This window comes from Streptomyces niveiscabiei, assembly GCF_033794345.1.
In the GTDB taxonomy this organism is placed as follows: domain Bacteria; phylum Actinomycetota; class Actinomycetes; order Streptomycetales; family Streptomycetaceae; genus Streptomyces; species Streptomyces niveiscabiei.
Map to the genome: position 1 here is coordinate 1 of NZ_JARAYJ010000018.1, position 16,075 is coordinate 16,075.

Annotated in this window: 13 protein-coding genes and 1 pseudogene; all 14 read right to left on the bottom strand. The window is 69.1% G+C overall.

Annotated elements, in window-relative coordinates; genetic code table 11:
- Nucleotides 1-171, bottom strand: a pseudogene (locus PV682_RS23930) (protein-L-isoaspartate(D-aspartate) O-methyltransferase); the annotation flags it as partial.
- A gap of 9 nt (nucleotides 172-180) precedes the next feature.
- Nucleotides 181-303, bottom strand: coding sequence for a hypothetical protein (locus PV682_RS23935; protein ID WP_319733135.1), 123 nt, complete (start codon nucleotides 301-303; stop codon nucleotides 181-183).
- Nucleotides 304-509: 206 nt separating this feature from the next.
- Nucleotides 510-701, bottom strand: coding sequence for a hypothetical protein (locus tag PV682_RS23940; RefSeq protein WP_319733137.1), 192 nt, complete (start codon nucleotides 699-701; stop codon nucleotides 510-512).
- 491 nt (nucleotides 702-1,192) lie between these two features.
- Nucleotides 1,193-2,041 (bottom strand): helix-turn-helix domain-containing protein, encoded by an 849-nt coding sequence (locus PV682_RS23945; protein WP_319733138.1) that lies wholly within the window; start codon nucleotides 2,039-2,041, stop codon nucleotides 1,193-1,195.
- Nucleotides 2,031-2,552, bottom strand: a complete 522-nt coding sequence (locus tag PV682_RS23950) for a DUF6879 family protein (RefSeq protein ID WP_319733140.1) — start codon at nucleotides 2,550-2,552, stop codon at nucleotides 2,031-2,033. Before PV682_RS23950 ends, PV682_RS23945 begins: the two co-directional genes overlap by 11 nt.
- Complete coding sequence (locus tag PV682_RS23955) at nucleotides 2,536-2,742, bottom strand: hypothetical protein (protein WP_319733142.1); 207 nt, start codon at nucleotides 2,740-2,742, stop codon at nucleotides 2,536-2,538. Before PV682_RS23955 ends, PV682_RS23950 begins: the two co-directional genes overlap by 17 nt.
- A gap of 341 nt (nucleotides 2,743-3,083) precedes the next feature.
- Complete coding sequence (gene leuE / locus PV682_RS23960; protein ID WP_319733144.1) at nucleotides 3,084-3,731, bottom strand: leucine efflux protein LeuE; 648 nt, start codon at nucleotides 3,729-3,731, stop codon at nucleotides 3,084-3,086.
- 51 nt (nucleotides 3,732-3,782) lie between these two features.
- The gene (locus tag PV682_RS23965) at nucleotides 3,783-5,363 is read right to left on the bottom strand and encodes an acyl-CoA mutase large subunit family protein (RefSeq protein ID WP_319733146.1); all 1,581 of its coding nucleotides are present in this window, start codon (nucleotides 5,361-5,363) and stop codon (nucleotides 3,783-3,785) included.
- Nucleotides 5,364-5,635: 272 nt separating this feature from the next.
- Nucleotides 5,636-6,901: a hypothetical protein gene (locus PV682_RS23970; RefSeq protein WP_319733148.1), complete on the bottom strand. Its 1,266-nt coding sequence runs from the start codon at nucleotides 6,899-6,901 to the stop codon at nucleotides 5,636-5,638.
- Nucleotides 6,901-7,539 (bottom strand): RNA polymerase sigma factor, encoded by a 639-nt coding sequence (locus tag PV682_RS23975; RefSeq protein WP_319733150.1) that lies wholly within the window; start codon nucleotides 7,537-7,539, stop codon nucleotides 6,901-6,903. The genes PV682_RS23970 and PV682_RS23975 overlap by 1 nt, the downstream gene beginning before the upstream one ends.
- Before the next feature lie 282 nt (nucleotides 7,540-7,821).
- On the bottom strand, nucleotides 7,822-8,004 hold the full coding sequence (locus PV682_RS23980) for a hypothetical protein (protein WP_319733152.1): 183 nt from the start codon (nucleotides 8,002-8,004) through the stop codon (nucleotides 7,822-7,824).
- On the bottom strand, nucleotides 8,001-8,576 hold the full coding sequence (locus PV682_RS23985; RefSeq protein WP_319733154.1) for an RNA polymerase sigma factor: 576 nt from the start codon (nucleotides 8,574-8,576) through the stop codon (nucleotides 8,001-8,003). The genes PV682_RS23980 and PV682_RS23985 overlap by 4 nt, the downstream gene beginning before the upstream one ends.
- Nucleotides 8,577-8,812: 236 nt before the next feature.
- Nucleotides 8,813-9,202, bottom strand: a complete 390-nt coding sequence (locus PV682_RS23990) for a hypothetical protein (RefSeq protein WP_319733156.1) — start codon at nucleotides 9,200-9,202, stop codon at nucleotides 8,813-8,815.
- The gene (locus tag PV682_RS23995; RefSeq protein ID WP_319733158.1) at nucleotides 9,202-15,960 is read right to left on the bottom strand and encodes an RHS repeat-associated core domain-containing protein; all 6,759 of its coding nucleotides are present in this window, start codon (nucleotides 15,958-15,960) and stop codon (nucleotides 9,202-9,204) included. Before PV682_RS23995 ends, PV682_RS23990 begins: the two co-directional genes overlap by 1 nt.
- Nucleotides 15,961-16,075 lie beyond the last annotated feature (115 nt).

A 16,075-nucleotide genomic window follows, 5' to 3' on the forward strand; every position in this document is an offset into this window, starting at 1 on the left:
AACGCTCTGCCCGGTCTCCATGTCGAACGGCCAGATGAGTTCCGGGAGGAACGGCGCGCGGGGCACGGCGGCGAACGAGGGCGCCCAGTCCGAGGACAGGGCACCCCCTGACATGAGGACGCGCCCCAGCTCTTCCCGGCCGGGGCGCTCCTGGTGTGCGTGGTCAGTCACTCAACAGCCCTACTTCTTGGGCGGGTTGGGGACGCCGGGACCGCCGTCCGGGGTGGGCGGAGGCGGCGGGGGTGCGGGCTCGCCGGGCAGGCCGTCCCCGCCATTGGCCAACTCAGGCCGCAGTGTCGGCATTTCCATACCTCCGAGACTCGGATTCCTGCCCCGCTCATGCGGAACAGGTAGTGCGCCGCCCCTTCCGAATAATTCCCTTCAGGAACCAGGAAGGGGCGGAGAACAAGGGGAAGAAGGTCAGGCCGCGAAGTCCCGGGCCACAATCCACGCCACGACCAAAACCCATATGGCCGCAGCGAGGACAACCACGACGGTGCACGCGGTCCTCACGCGAGTTCCAGCGTGGACGGCCGCGCCTCCCACTCGATACCGCCGCCCTCGGGCCGGACCCACGCCACAAGTTCCGGCTTGCGGTACGGGGGAAGCTGATTCACGTTCACGTCCTCGTAGACGGCCATGAGAACGCCCTCACGCACGCCGTCCGTAACGGTCTTCCCGATGTGCTCGGCCGTGACCATCAGTGGCTCCGTTCAAGCTTGCAATCGGGACAGTCCTCGTAAGGGCAGGGGGCGAAAGTCGGCATCGGGAGTTCGATCTTCCCCGTGGCTTCGTCGAGCCTGCCGCCGTACTCGGCCCACCAATCCGCCCTGACCGCCGTCTCAGGCTCTTCGGACCCGTCCAGAAGCCGAACCAACTGCGGGAGGCCAAGAGCGCTCACGCGGGCGTTCACAGGCTTGCCCGGGGTCATCAGGACGCACCCTTGGGGCACTTGACGTGCCGGTACAGGGTTAAGGGCGTGTCGGACGCCTGGTTGATGGCCCCGCGCCGTACCGGCTCATCCTGACTGAGCGGTCCCAGGCAAGCGGAACACGTTTCCCCGGCAGGCGGGTAAGTCGTGTACTCCCACTGGCCTGCGCCTGCCGATGCTGCCGCACTCATCCCGTGGCCTTTCCTCTCGGCTCCCTCTCGCCTCGGTAATGGTGCCGGGAGGTGCGATGACGTGCGTAGATTATTGGCGTTGTCGGGTAAAGATCATGGCCCACTCGGACAGGAGATCCCTGCACTCGTCCCCGAAGGCGGCATAGGACTCGTACCGATCGAAGTCATCTCGGTATGCGCTTATGTCTCTATGGTCACGGAGAATCAGAGCCCCCGTATTGGTCTCGACTTGCACCAGTCTTCGGTCATACACCGTGAAGACACTCAACGGGGTCTCAGTGATAGGGCGGACCACCCCAAGAGGTATGACGCCTAGTCGGACGTTGGGAATTCGTGAGACGGACGTCAGCCGGTCGAGCTGCATAGCCATTACGATGGGAGAAGCCAGAGGCCACCGGACAGCCTGTTCCGTCAGTAGGAAAGTGAAGAACTTTGACGAGTCCAATAGGACCTGTTGTCGTTCCAGCTTCTTAGCCACGGTCTTGGACATGTCACCGGAATTCCCCGCGAGACTCGCCCGTACGTAGTCGGGCGTTGCAAGTAGGCCCGTAATCATTGTCGGCAAGAAGAATCGGAACTCTGTGGTGACGGCTTCGAGTCGGGCCAACTCGTTCTGCTTCTTGTCCAATCCCCGCCGTTGAGAAGCCCAGTCATCCTGCCATTCCGTGTTGGCTGTGCGCGCCAACTCAAGTATTCCCTCGGCGACAGGTCCATCAATTCCAAGAGCTTCAATAATTAGCTCAATATCAAAAATGGTGGGGGTGAGCTTCCCTCCTTCGATGTTACTGATTTTGGTCTGTGACATGTTGCAGCGACGAGCAAGCCGGGTCTGAGTCAACCCGGCCCGCTTGCGCTCACTGCGTAGTACTTCCGCTAGGTCCGACCTCGACCGACCTAGGGACTCAGGTTCAAAGGTCAAGGCCCTTCACGTACTCCTCGAAAGACACTGACTCCGCCAGAGCAATGCGCTGGTATTCGAGGAACGGGCTCACGTCCCCCTCGAATACTTCACGGCTGATCTGCGTACCGTCTACCTGATAGTGCATGAGCACGACTTCCGTCTGGTCGAACATCCAGAAGTCCTGCACCCCTTCAAGGGGATTGGGGCGACCAGTGACATCCATGATGCGAATGTCTTCACCGGCCCACATATGCGGCCGGTAGTACATGAACTCGTAACGCAGGTAGTCCGACAGGGGTCGAGACACGACGTGAACGCGCCCCTTGCTCTTCCCCTCCCGCCGCAACCGTTTAAGGTCGTCGGTGTACTCGTTCGAGTACGCGTGCGGGTCGATTCGCTCCCCGGCAAGAAATGCCTCGATCTCCTCGGCTTCCTGCGGAACGCGATACTCGGGCAGAGTCTCCAGCCGCCATGCTTCACGCTGGAAAGACTCGAACCGAGCTGCCCATTCCTCACCATCCAAGAGCACGGAAAGCCTCCCTCAGTGTCTCTTCAGGGATCTCTACAAGTCCTTCCCCGCTGGGAGCAGCGAACGCGTCAGACACGTCCCCTTGGACGACGAACGAACCCGACGCTGTTCGGTAGACGTTAGGGCAGTCGTTCTTGTTGCAGTTGCCCTCTCCGTTGCCAGTAAGTCGGGTCAGTTCTTCGCGTGCCATGCTCAAACCCCCTTGCGTCTGCCCCCGGTTGGGGCCTGTGAACACGACGGTACGGAGGTTGACTCTGGGCGTCTATCCGACAACGCCAATATTCGCGTTGTCGGGTAAACCGAGGGTCAGGACACCTCGGGGCCACGCACGGCCCTCACCGTGAGTGGCTTCCGCTTCCGCCTACTGGGCGTGCCGACAAGGGCAGAGAACGGGGTGACCTTGGAAGGCTCCTGAGACTCCTTCGAGGGCCTCTCGGGCAGGCCGAGGGCTCCTAGTGCCTCGCGCTGCTCTTGGAGGCTCATCCGGGCGAGCATGGCCGCCGCATCGTCAAGGTGAGACACTCCAGCCCCCTACGCACTTGCCAGAGACAGCTTGACGGCGAACCCCAGGAACAGCACCCCGGCGGCCGAGGTGGCCCCTACGCTAAGCCTCCTCCGACGACGGAACGCAGCAGCCAGACGAGACCCGCCGAAGATGAGCGCAGACAGGTACAACACGCTTGCCAACTGGGCGAGTACGCCCAGAGTTACGAACCCCACGACCGGGTTGGACTCTGACACGAACTGCACGAAGAAGGCGATGAAGAACAGGATCGCCTTCGGGTTGAGCAGGCTCACGACGAACGCCCGCCGGAACGGCCGCTCATCTCCCCGCGCGGCGACGGGAGTTGCCTCCCCCTCCGCCGCCGTCCGCCGCGCCCGCCACATCCCCCACGCGGCCCGCAGCATCCCGACCGCGAGCCAGCTCAGGTACCCGGCGCCGGCGTACTTCACGATCCCGAACAGCAGCGCGTTCCCCTGGAGCAGCGAGGCGACGCCGGCGGCTGAGAGCGTCATCAGCACGGTGTCCCCGCACCAGACGCCGGCCGCCGCGGTGTACCCGGCGCGTATCCCTCGCCGGGCGGCGACGGAGAGGACGTACAGCGAGTTGGGCCCCGGCAGCAGGACGATCACCATGAGGCCGACGAGGTAGGTGGGGAGGTCGATGACACCAAGCATGGGACCGAGTGTGGCATGGGGATGCCGGGCGCTTCCAAGGCCCGGAACAGGTCAGAACGCGTCCGTCGGGACGTACGTCCCCCACACCTCCCGCAGCGCGTCGCACACCTCGCCCACCGTCGCCCTCGCCCGCAGCGCCTCCCGCATCGGGTACAGCACGTTGTCCTCGCCGGACGCCGCCTTGCGCAGCGCGTCCAGCGCGGTGTCCACCGCGCCCTGGTCCCGGCCCGCCCTCAACTCCGCCAGCCTGCGCGCCTGTTGCGCCTCGATCGCCGGGTCGACGCGCAGCGGCTCGTACGGCTCCTCCTCGTCGAGGCGGAACCGGTTGACGCCGACGACGACCCGCTCCCCGGCGTCCTGCTCCTGGGCGATCCGGTACGCGCTGCGCTCGATCTCGCCCTTCTGGAAGCCGTGCTCGATCGCGGCGACGGCTCCGCCCAACTCCTCGACCTTGCCCATGAGTTCGAGGGCGGCGGCCTCGACGTCGTCCGTCATCCGCTCGACGACGTACGACCCGGCGAAGGGGTCGACGGTGGCGGTCACGTCGGTCTCGTACGCCAGCACCTGCTGGGTCCGCAGCGCGAGGCGCGCGCTCTTGTCGGTCGGCAGGGCGATGGCCTCGTCGAAGGAGTTGGTGTGCAGGGACTGGGTGCCGCCGAACACCGCGCCGAGGGCCTGGACGGCGACCCGGACGAGGTTCACCTCGGGCTGCTGCGCGGTGAGCTGCACGCCGGCGGTCTGCGTGTGGAACCTCAGCATCAGGGACTTGGGATTGCGCGCGCCGAACTCCTCCTTCATCACGCGGGCCCAAATGCGCCGTGCCGCGCGGAACTTGGCGACCTCCTCCAGGATCGTCGTGCGCGCGACGAAGAAGAACGAGAGGCGGGGCGCGAAGTCGTCGACGTCCATGCCGGCGGCGACCGCCGTACGGACGTACTCGATCCCGTCGGCCAGCGTGAACGCGATCTCCTGTGCGGGGCTCGCGCCCGCCTCCGCCATGTGGTACCCGGAGATCGAGATCGTGTTCCACCTCGGGATCTCGGCCCGGCAGTACTTGAAGATGTCGGCGGTCAGCCTCAGGGACGGCTTGGGCGGGAAGATGTACGTCCCCCGCGCGATGTACTCCTTGAGTACGTCGTTCTGGATCGTCCCCGTCAGCGCGCTCGCCTCGACGCCCTGTTCCTCCGCGACGAGCTGGTACATCAACAGGAGCAGCGCGGCGGGGGCGTTGATCGTCATCGACGTCGACACCTGGTCCAGGGGGATGCCGTCGAACAGCACCTTCATGTCGTCCACGGAGTCGATCGCGACGCCCACCTTGCCGACCTCGCCGGAGGCGATCGGGGCGTCCGAGTCGTGGCCCATCTGCGTGGGGAGGTCGAAGGCGACGGACAGGCCCGTCGTGCCGTGGGCGATGAGGTGGCGGTAGCGGGCGTTGGACTCCACGGCCGTGCCGAAGCCGGCGTACTGGCGCATCGTCCAGGGGCGGCCGGTGTACATCGACGGGTACACGCCCCGGGTGTACGGGTACTCCCCGGGTACCCCGAGCTTGCGCGCCGGGTCCCAGTCCGCGAGGGCCTCCGGGCCGTAGACCGGTTCGATGGGGAGTCCGGACTCCGACTCGCGCGTCATGCTGTCGCCGCCTCTCGCCGAGCTGATGTGCCCTTGCACCATCTTGGCCCAGCGGTGTACGGGAGTCCCGCGGAGGGAGGAGTGGGCGCGGACGGGACCGGGGGAACGTGTCCCGCCCGCGCCAGGTGCACGGAGCCGTAGGTACGGGGGGAACCCCGGCTCTGTGCGAGGGCCGATGACCAGTCGGCTCACTTGTTACTGCGCCGGGGGGCGGGAAAGTGTCACACCCTCAGAGAAGTTTTTTCTGAACGCCGGAAAACGGCAGGTCAGGGCTAGGCGAGGAGCTGTGCGGCGCCGTGCGGGCGTGCGCCGCCCCCGCCGCTGTGCCCGCCACCGCTGTGACTGCCGCCACCGCCACCGCCGTACGTACCACCGCCGTATCCCCCGCCGTGTCCCCCTCCGGAGTTACCCCCACCACCCCAGGCGCCCTTGGTGCTTCCGGCGGACCCCCCGGACAGGAACCCCGCTCCCCATCCCCCCTGAGAGCTACCCCCGGAGCCGGACCCTCCGCCGGACCCCCCGCCGGACCTGGACCCGCCGCCGTTCGACCCCGTACTCGTACCACCCCCGTTGCTCCCTCCGAAGCCCCCGGAGCCCCCGAAGACCCCGGAGCCCCCTTGGCCTCCCTGGCCCCCTTGGCCCCCTTGGTTCCCGCCGCCCCCGTTGTTCCCGCCGGACACGCCGCCGCCGGAACCCCCCGAGCCCCACCCGCCCTTGTCGCCCTTGTCACCCTTGTCCCCCTGAAGTACCCCGGCGCAGTAGGCGGGCACCTTGGCCGCGCCCCCGGCGGCTCCCTCCAGGGACTTGCGCCGTGCCCCGTCCACGGAACGCCCCAGCGCGAGGTCACGGCAGGTGGTGTCGAGGGCCTCGTTCTCGCGGGCGCCCGCCCCGCCGCCTCCCCCTGGAGTAGTCCCCCCGGATGCCCCGGACCCCCCGGACACGGCGGATCCACCGGCCCCACCGGACGGCCCTCCCCCCGTAGTACCCCCGGCGCCCCCGCCGTCGGGCACCACGCCCTCGGCGCTGACCCCCGGCTCGGGTACCGGCGTACCCCCCTGGGACTCCCCGGGCGCGGGCGTGGCGGCGGAGGACACGCTCGCCCCCGGCTCGGGCGTACCCGACCCCCCGGACCCCACCCCGGCCACCACGGCCGCACCGCCCGCGACCCCGAGCACGAGGACGGCGGCGAGCCCGAACCGGGCGACCTTCTGCCGCCGCGACACCCCGGCGGGCGCGGCGGGCACCCCGAGCTGGACGACGTCCCCGACCTCGGCGGCGTCCCCCACCGGCCCTCCGGCGATGCCGTCCGGCGCCTCCGCCACCCGCTCCGCGCGCACCTTGCGGAACGCGGCCAGCGCGGCGGCCTCGCCCGGCAGTTCGGCGCCGTCCGTCGGGGCGGCCGGTGTCAGCGAACCGAGCGTGCGCGCGAGACGCGCCGCCCGCTCCCGGTCCGCGGGCTCGACGACGTCGGGCGACTCCCCGCTCAGCAGCCGTTCCGCCGTTCCGGAGTCCAGCCACCTGTACTGCTCGTCGGCCATCACATGTCCTTCTGCGTCCGCGCGCACGCATGCGTCACACCCGGCCCCGCCTGCTGCGGCAGCGCGTCGAGCACGCCCGAGGCGCCGGGATCCTCCCCGATCAGCTCGGCGAGCTTCTTCAGTCCGCGATGCGCGGCGGTCCGTACGGCGCCGGGGCGCTTGCCCAGCGTCTCGGCGGCGGTCTTCGCGTCGAGCCCCATCACGACCCGCAGGACGACGGCCTCGGCCTGGTCCTGCGGAAGCCGCGCGATCAGGGAGAGCGTACGGTCGGTCGCGAGCGCCTCGATGGCCTCCCCCGCGGTGTCCGACGCGGCGGCGTGCCCGGTCAGCTCGGTCTCGTCGCCGCCGATGGCGGGCCGCCGCCCCCGCATCCGGATGTGATCAAGAGCACGATTACGAGCGATCCGCGCGGCCCACCCCCGGAACCTGTCGGCGTCCCCGCCGAACCGCTCCAGGTCCCGGGCGATCTGCAACCAGGCCTCGGAGGTCACGTCCTCCGCGTCCGCCTCCCCCACCAGGGTCCGCACATATCCGAGCAGCCGAGGATGCACGGCGCGGTACACGGCCCGGAACGCTTCCTCGTCCCCGCCCTGCGCACCGAGCACCGCGGCAGTCAGCTCCGCGTCGTCCCCCAGCACCCCGGCACCCTGGTCCCTAGTTCGTCTGATCCGCTGATCCGCGCCACGGAGATCCCTGGACGAGGCGGTCGGTCACCCGCCCCGCAACCCGGCGCGAAAGGCACGTTACGACCTCAGTCCGCGCCCCGTCCACGCCGGTCCCCCGTGCGTCCGGGCCAGGTGTGACAGAAACCGCCCTCCCGACGCTGTACAGAACACGGGCCGCCGCGCGACCCGTACAACGACGGCCGGGGTCTCTCCTGTGGGGGGTGGCGACCCCGGTCGTCGCCTGTCCGCGCTTCCTCACGACCCCCCGCCGCACGGTTCGTCGCCCTCCCGCCGCCAGTCGTCGCACCGCCGGGTCGGCGCCCGCAGCGCCCCCGAATCCCGCGCCACCCGGAACGCGGCCAACGCCTCGGCCTCCGCCCCGGCATCAGGGTCGGGCAGCGCCAGCGCGTCGGCGAGAAGCCGGGGCAGATCGGTCATTCGATCCCCAACTCCCTCGCCAGCCGCCGCAGTCCACGATGAGCGGCGGTCCGTACGGCCCCGGGGCGCTTACCGAGCACACGGGCGGCGGCAGGCCCGTCGAGCCCGACGACGACCCTCAACAGCACGGCCTCCGCCTGATCGGGCGGCAGCATCCGTACGAGGCTGAGGGCGCGCTCGGTCGACAGCGCCTCGGCGACCTGGTCGTACGTGTCGTGCGGCGCGACAGGTTCGACGTCCTCCAGCGAACCGCCCCGTACGGGACGCACCTTCATCCGCCGCAGATGATCGAGGGCCCGGTGCCGCGCGATGGTCGCCGACCAGCCCCGGAACCCGGCCCCGTCCCCCCGGAACCGCCCCAGATCCCGGGCGATCTCCAGCCACGCCTCGGACGCGACGTCCTCAGCCTCCTCCCCCACGATCCCCTTGAGATACCCGAGCAACCCGGGCTGCACGATCCGATACACAACCCCGAACGCCCCCTCATCGCCCTCCTGGGCACGGGCGACGGCCACCCCGAGCTCCCCGTCGAACGCCGCCTGAGGGCGCCGGGGTTCCCCACCCTGCCCCACAACAAGTCCCCGTTGATGCCGAAGTCCGAGGGCGACGCCCGCGCGGCCCACCCCCGTGGGACCGCACCGGCCGCCGGTCCGCGACGCGGCCCTCACTACTCCCAGCGACGAACGGGCGGAAAGCATCACGGGGTTGGGGTGTGGAACAGGTCACACAGCCGGCATCCAACACCGCTCTCTTGCCGCTGCCCCCACAACGCGACCTCCACTCATGACAGGGAGAGGTATCCGCATCATCAAAGGCGATATGGGTAAATCAGAATTCTGGAAACAGTCATGGAGACAACATCTCCAGGGTTGATTCCCCCCTTCCGATTCGACGCTTCGACCAGAACGACGTCGGACCCGACCCTGATCCCCACAACGGGATCATCCCCCTCCCCGACAGTAACGACACGTCCCGTGATAGAGACACCCACTTCACCATCCCCTTCAATCGATCCGGGGGAAGGAGTTTCGAGAACGGTCCACCGGTCAATCACCTCTGGAATTTCCAGCTCGACGTCAAACTCGCCAAGCCGAGCGGGATTCGACCCAGCCCAGTAGCCAGACACCTGTCCGAGTTCAGAGCGGAATACGACTCGCCCTTCCTCGACATCCAGAAGCCGGATGATTTCCACCCTCATCACTTCAGCCCCAGCGGGACGCGAACCATCGTATTCCCTACAATCCATTCGTTCGACGGAGCAACCCAGTCCCACGTTTCCATATGGAAGTGGAATTTCGTGGGCTTACTATTCATCTCATGATCCCCCATCCGGATGCTGCGCCGGCCGTCAGCCGACACAAGGCGGCTCGGATCGGGCATCCCCGTACGAGGATGGATATTCGTGTACGGCCCTTCTCCCAGGAAGTCTTTCCATGCCGATTCTGCTTGAGCGGGTTTAAGAGGCTTGGGAGCCACTGCTTCCGGAAGGTTAGTGACTGTCGATTCAGGTCCCGCGACCCCGCAATTGTGGACCAGGACCGCCGCAGTACCCGCCACCACATAGTACGTATGCAGCGTCCCGACGGTCAGGTCATAAGTGACCCCGCCCCGGTGGAAATTCTGCACCCCCGCCACCACGACGACCGACCCGTCAGGCTGGCGGAGCTTCGTCCCCGGTGCCAGATCGTGGGCGTCGACCCACCGCTGCCGCCCCGCATCCCAGAAGGGGTGGTGCCAAGTCGTCGTCAGCGTCTGGGACTTGCCGGAGTTGTCGCCGGACGAGGGCGGTCCTCGGACCGGTGCCACGGACAGCGTCAGGATCGTGAAGTCGTGGTCGTTGCGGGTGACGATGACTTTCTGGACCGGTTCCGGTGAGGTGACGCCCGTCTGGGGGTCCGTCGCCAGGACCTTGTCCCCCGCCTTCACCTTGCTGATCGGTTTCGATGTGCCGTCGGCCAGGCGCACCGGTGTCGTCGGCGTGAAGCTGTGCACCTCGCAGCTCGCGGCACCCTCGGCATCACTCCCAGCCCGCTCCGCATCAGCCATCGCCCGCTCACTGCGGGCGGCGTCCTCCGCGACCCGTGCCGCTTCCTCCGCGTCCTTGACCGCCGTGTACGCCCGGTCGAGCTGCCGCCAGATCTTGAACGCCTCGACCCCGACCTTGATGGCCTTGAACGCCTTGCCCCAGGGCACGGCCGTGAGGGCCGTGTTGAGGCAACCCATGACGTCGCCCTTGGTGAAGCAGTTGTAGGCGTCGGTGACGCCGAGGACATCGGCGACGAGGTTCAAAAGCTGGTGCTTGAGGCCGGTGACCTGCTTCTTCGCGGCGGCAGCGGCAGCGTTCGCCGTAGACTTCGCGCGGGCGATCGCGCGAGCCTCGGCCTGCGGGTCGTACGTCTTCTTGCTGATGTTCCCGCCGCTGGCGCCGTACGCGTGCCCGTCGGAGCAGCGCCCGTGATGGCACGTGGCGTGGTTGGGACCACCCGGGTCGACCGGCCCGTCGGTGATGTAGCGGACGGGGTTGCCGGGCCCCGTACCCGTACCTCCGATGGGGTACCCGATACCGCACAGGTCGGCAGGACACAGCCCGGACGGGTCGGAGAGGGTGACCGGGGAGTCGGCGGCGTAGTCGTACGCGTTCCACGTCTGCGGCGCCCCGCTGTCCAGCACCGGGTCAGGGCTCAGGAACCGCCCGATCGACGGGTCGTACTCCCGCGCCCCCAGATTCGTCAGCCCTGTGTTGTCGTCCTGCGTGCCCCCGACGAACCCACGCTGCCCGACCCACGTCCCGCTCTGGTCCCGGGCCTCCCCGAAGGGCTTGAACTGGCGCCGGGTGACCGCCTGGGTCTGGGAGTCGACGGCGAGGGTGCCGGTGCCCTGGTGGTCGGGGATCAGGTACGTGAAGTGGCCGTCGGAGGAGTGGACGGCGACGGTCTGCCCCGCCATGGAGATGTACCGGAGGCCGTCGGCGCTGGTGGCGCCCTTCTTGAGGGTAAGTTCCTCGTCGCCGGCGTAGAGGGTCGTCGCGTCGGGTCCGTGGCGCAGGAGCAGAGTGCCGTCGGCGTCGTACAGGTACGTCGTGTCGGCGGCCGTCCCCGTCGAGGACAGCTCGGTGAGGTTGTCCTCGTCGTCGTACGTGAGGGTGTCGGTGCCGGCGCGGGTCGTGCGGGTGGTGACGTTGCCGGCGGCGTCGTACCCGTACGTGTTGACCGTCGAGTCCGCCGGGCCGGTCCGTGTGACCTGGGAGACCGCGTGCGCGGGGCCCTTGCCTGCCGCGAACGGCGTGTACGTCGCCGTCGTGTCCGAGGAGCCGGTGGTGTCGTGGTCGGTCTGGGTGAGGCGGGCGCCGGTCGCGTCGTACGTCCAGCTCTGCCAGTACGGCGAGGGTCCCCCCACCGTGGCCGCGCCGGGCGCCCCCGCGCAGTCGTCCTTCGCCGTCCAGGCCGCGCTGAGGCGCTGGGCCCAGTCGTAGGAGTAGCACTGGGTGTCGGTGGCGCCGGTCTCCAGCTTGTCGGTGATCTTCGTGATGTTGCCGGAGGGCTGGTAGACGTACTTCGTCTGGTCGCTGATGGCCGCGCCGGACTTGGTGGTGACGGTGGAGCCGGTCAGACGGTGGGTCTGGTCGTCGTACGTCAGGGTCTGCTGGGTGAAGTTGCCGTCGACCCCGTAGGTGAACTGGGAGGGTTCGTCGAACTCGGTGTACTTCAGGTCCCGGACGTACTCCCAGCCGTTGGTGTCACCCCCGACCCCGATGGGGCGCCCGTACTTGTCGTAGGTGTAGGCGACATCCTCACCCGGGAGTTTCACGGTCGAGGGGAGGCCCTCGGAGTAGTCCTCAAGGGTGCCCGTGAGCTTGTAGTGGTTGGACCTCGTGTAGTTCCCGGCGAGCGCGCCCTCGGTGGAGGGGATCACGAGTTGGGTGCCCTGGACCCAGCCGTGGCTGTCGTAGCCGAGGACCTTCTGGGTGTAGGCCGCGCCGGAGGTGCCGCCGATGTAGCGGGTGGAGGAGGTGGGGCGGTCCTTCTTGAGGGTGTCGTACGTCCAGGAGGCCAGCTCGTTCGCGGTGGAGGGGGCGGCGCCGCCGGTGAGGTCGAACTCGGCCTTCTTGCGGCCCAGTTCGTCGTACTGGTAGCCGATCGTCTTGTGCCGGGCGTCCGTGGTGGACAGGAGCTGGCCGGCGTTGTCGTAGGCCGAGGTCGAGGTGCCGGTGTCGGGGTCGGTCTGGGTGGTGCGGCGGCCGAGGAGGTCGTAGCCGCTGCTCCAGACGTGGCCCTGGCCGTCGTCCTGGCCGGTCTGGTTGCCCGCCGCGTCGTACGTGTAGGTGACGGTGTCCGCTACCCCTGTGGGGGTAGTCCCGTGGTACCGCAGGAGCTTGGACAGCCTGCCGCGCGCGTCCGTGTAGGTCGTCGTCGGGGTAGTACCCGCGGGGGGTGTGACGTCCACCCGGTCGGAGCCGGGGTAGGCCGTCGTGGTGCGCCAGGTCTCGGTGGCGAAGTGGTAGGCGATGGAGGCGGTGGGCCGGCCCGCGCCGTCGTAGACCGTGCCGGTCTGGGACGGCGTCTGGTTGTCGGCGGCGTCCACCAGCGTCCCCGAGGGGGTACCCGAGTTGTAGTACGGGGACGACGAGCTGACCGCCCAGCCGTGGGAGTCGTACACCGTGTCGGTGATGACCCGCCCGCCGTCGACGGTCGCCGTCTGCGTCTCGCGCGGGCGCAGCAGCGCGTCGTAGAGGGAGATGGAGGTGCGGTAGGTGTTGTCGTCCTGGAGGGTCTGGGTGGTGACCGTCGAGGGAGCACTCGGGTTCAGGTCGTAGGCGTACTTGGTGTTGGGGTTGTTGCTGGTGGTGAACCCCGGGTTCCATACGGCGGTGAGGCGGCCCAGCGGGTCGTAGGTGCTGTTGGTGGCGTAGCCCGCCGCGTCCGTGGTCTTCAGGTCGGTGCCGCGTGCGGGGTCGAGGGTGGAGGTCGTGGTGAAGGGCGCCGTCTGGCCGGTGACCTGGGGGCGGGTGATCTTGACGGAGGTGGGGGAGGCGCCGGTCGCGGGGGTGAAGTCGGTGGTGGTGGTACGGCCGTCCGCGTCGGTCTCGGTGTGCTCGCGGCCGTAGGAGTCGTAGCCGGTCTTCAGCGCGGTGATGTAGTGCGCCGTGCCGTCGGCGGCGACCGAGTCGGCCTTCTGGACCATCGTCACGTCGCCCTTGGTGGGCGGGGCGGTGTTGTCCGTGGAGCCGTCGAAGAAGGTGAGGTCGTCGCTGACCAGGTCCTTCGGGTAGGTGGGGGTGGCCGCGCAGGCGACGGCGACCTCCTGGACCCGGCGGGGCGCGGGCAGGGTCGCGCCGGAGGCGTCCTTGGCGTACCAGGTGCGGGTGCAGGTGTCGTCGGTGGTGGTGGAGGTGTCGCCCTGGTCGTCGACGGCGGTGGGCAGGCCGGTCGCGGGGTCGAGGGTGTAGTCGATCTCGGTGGTCTGCTTGGTGCCGTCGGCCTTCGTGGTCACGCTGCGGGCGCGCTGCATGTTGGTGCGGCGCGCGACGAGCGGGTCCAGGCCGGTCTTCGTACGGGTCTGGGTGGCCGTCGCCGCCGAGGTCCACGGGTCGGTGACGCCGTCGGACAGGAGGGCGCCGCCGTCGCCGTTGTACGACTGGGTCTCGAAGACCTGGCCGGTCAGCCAGTCGGAGTCCTTCTGGGTGTCGCCGCCGATCGCGGCGTCGAGGGTGACGGAGCGGGTGCCGGTGGACGTCTTGTCGCCGTCCATGCCCCGGAAGTAGGTCTGCCGGGAGAGGGTGAGGGTGCCGGGTGAGGTGCCGGTGCGGGTCTCGACCTTCCCGTAGCCGCGCCACTGGTTCCAGGTGCGGTACTTGGCCTGGGTGAGGGAGTCGTCGTTGTAGTGCCAGGCGGGGTCGCCGAGGTAGCTGTACGTGGTCTGGACGGGCAGGCCGCCGCCCGTCGCGTCCTGCTGGGTGACGGAGGTGACGACGAACTTGTTGAACCAGTCGAGCTGCGGCGAGGTCTGGCCCGGCGGGGTCCAGTACTGCGGGTAGCAGCGCAGAGTGTTGGTGTCGGCGGCCGAGGGGAGGACGGGCGTGCCGGTGCGGTGGCACTGAGGGCCCGTGTAGTTGACGGTGGTCGTGCCGCCGGACTCGGTGGTGACCTTGGTGATCCGGTAGCGGGTGATCGGCTGGTAGCCGTCGAGTCCGTCGACCCGGTTGGCGAGGGCCTGGCCGGTGAACGTGATGGGAGGCAGGGCGAGGCTGCCGCCGTCCTTGCCGGTGCGGGTGATGGACGACAGCCACAGGGCCGGGGTGGTGGTGTCCCCGGTGGCCGGGAAGGTGTGGGCGAGCGTCCAGGCGTCGACGTCCGTGTAGGCGCCGGCGACGAGCGTCTGGGGGCGGATGCCGGTGAGGCGGCGGCTGCTGAAGAACGCGGGGCCGTGGTTGTCGCAGGTGCCGGTGGACGGGCAGACCTGGTCGACGGGGACGTCCGGCCAGTGGGTGGCGTTGGCGGCCGTCATCTTGGCGGGCGCGCAGTCGAAGTTCGCGTCGGGCAGGCAGCGTTCGGCGGTGTCGAAGAGGACCTGGGCGGCGGCCGGGGACGCGGTGTCGTAGACCTTCCCGGCGAGCTGGCCGTACTGGATCTTCGCGAGGTAGCCGGAGCGGGTGTACGGCGTGGGGGTGGTCGCGTTGTCGCGGCCGTAGTAGCCGGTCTCCGGCGTGTACCAGTAGCTGATGGCGTTGCCGTGCGGGTCGACCGTGTAGTCGAGGTTCCAGCGGTAGCCCTGCTGGCACCAGGAGCCGGCGAAGGTCGCGGCGTGGCAGGGCTCGCCCGTGTCGTTGCCGTAGACGGGGGCCGTGAACACCGAGTTGGTGGTGGCGGCGCCGGTGGTCCAGCCGGGGAGGCGGTTGAGGCCGAAGTAGTACTGGGTGCCGTCGGCGGTGGTGACGACGAAGTACTCGTTGTCGTTGTCGCCGTTGACGGTGTCCGTCTTGACCTGGATCTTCTCGCCGTTGTCGTCCTGGGGGTGCCAGGTGCTGGTGGCGTCGTCGTGGACGAGGGTGTTGGAGGACCCGTTGAGGGACAGGGTGAGCGTGTCGGCGTCGTCCGACCAGCACTCGTCGGAGGTCTTCGGGGTGCCGTTCGCGGTGTCGTCGGCGCAGGAGGCGTAGCCGCGCTCGACGAAGCCGGGCGCGTAGTCCCAGCCGTCGCCGATCCAGGAGGACTGGGCGTTGGTGGAGGAGGTCCGCCCGTCCACGGCCTGGGAGCTGTAGTCGAGGGAGACGCTGGGGGCGAGGCTGCCGGGGACGTCCGGGACGGGGATGGGGTACGAGTAGCTGAACGCGCCGCTGGAGCCGCCGGCCGACCACTGCCCGGAGGGAGCGAGGGAGGTGGCCGCGTAGCTGCCGCCGCCACCCGCCGTCCCGGCGACGGCCGCGAGGACCATGGGGGACGCCGTCGTGCGGGGGACCTGGACGGTCGCGGTGACCTGCTCGTGGCGCGCGTCGTTGGCCGAGGGCAGCGGGGTGCGGGTACGGCAGCGGGGTGCGCTCGGGGTGGTCAGGGCACACGCGGGGAGCTGGACGAGGCGCAGGCGGGTGGCCCAGTCGCCGCCGTACGCGTCCTTGAACGCCGCGTAGTCCAGGGCTACTTGGGCGCTGCCGCCCGGGGTGGCGCTCTTGGGCTGGACGGCGACCAGGACGCCGGGCAGGCCCAGCTTCCGGGCCGCCTGCGCGCCGGGGAGGGAGATGTGGAGCTTCGTCGCGGCGGGAGCGCGGTGCGGACCCGTCGGGGTGACGGTGACGGGGAGGCGTCCGGCGCGGGACTTCGCGGCGAGGGTGGTGTCGGCTGCTGCGGCCGTCGGCAAGGCCGTCTCGGCGGTCTTCGGGTTCCAGGACGGCATGCGGGGCGCGGGTACGGCGTGTCCGTGGACGGGGGTGACCGGGACCGAGCGGTCCTTCTGGGGCTTCACCAGGTGACCGGGGGCGGGTGTGGCCGCCGCGAGCGCGGTCTGGGTGGCGGAAAGGGAGAGGAGCAGGGCGAGCGTCGTCGTGAGAATCAGCCAGATCCGGGCCGTGGATCTGCGT

Coding starts and splice junctions, on each gene's coding strand:
- PV682_RS23935 (WP_319733135.1), bottom strand. CDS start 303: ATGCCGACACTGCGGCCTGAGTTGGCCAATGGCGGGGACGGCCTGCCC.
- leuE (WP_319733144.1), bottom strand. CDS start 3,731: ATGCTTGGTGTCATCGACCTCCCCACCTACCTCGTCGGCCTCATGGTG.
- PV682_RS23980 (WP_319733152.1), bottom strand. CDS start 8,004: ATGACCGATCTGCCCCGGCTTCTCGCCGACGCGCTGGCGCTGCCCGAC.
- PV682_RS23990 (WP_319733156.1), bottom strand. CDS start 9,202: ATGAGGGTGGAAATCATCCGGCTTCTGGATGTCGAGGAAGGGCGAGTC.
- PV682_RS23940 (WP_319733137.1), bottom strand. CDS start 701: ATGGTCACGGCCGAGCACATCGGGAAGACCGTTACGGACGGCGTGCGT.
- PV682_RS23955 (WP_319733142.1), bottom strand. CDS start 2,742: ATGGCACGCGAAGAACTGACCCGACTTACTGGCAACGGAGAGGGCAAC.
- PV682_RS23965 (WP_319733146.1), bottom strand. CDS start 5,363: ATGACGCGCGAGTCGGAGTCCGGACTCCCCATCGAACCGGTCTACGGC.
- PV682_RS23970 (WP_319733148.1), bottom strand. CDS start 6,901: ATGGCCGACGAGCAGTACAGGTGGCTGGACTCCGGAACGGCGGAACGG.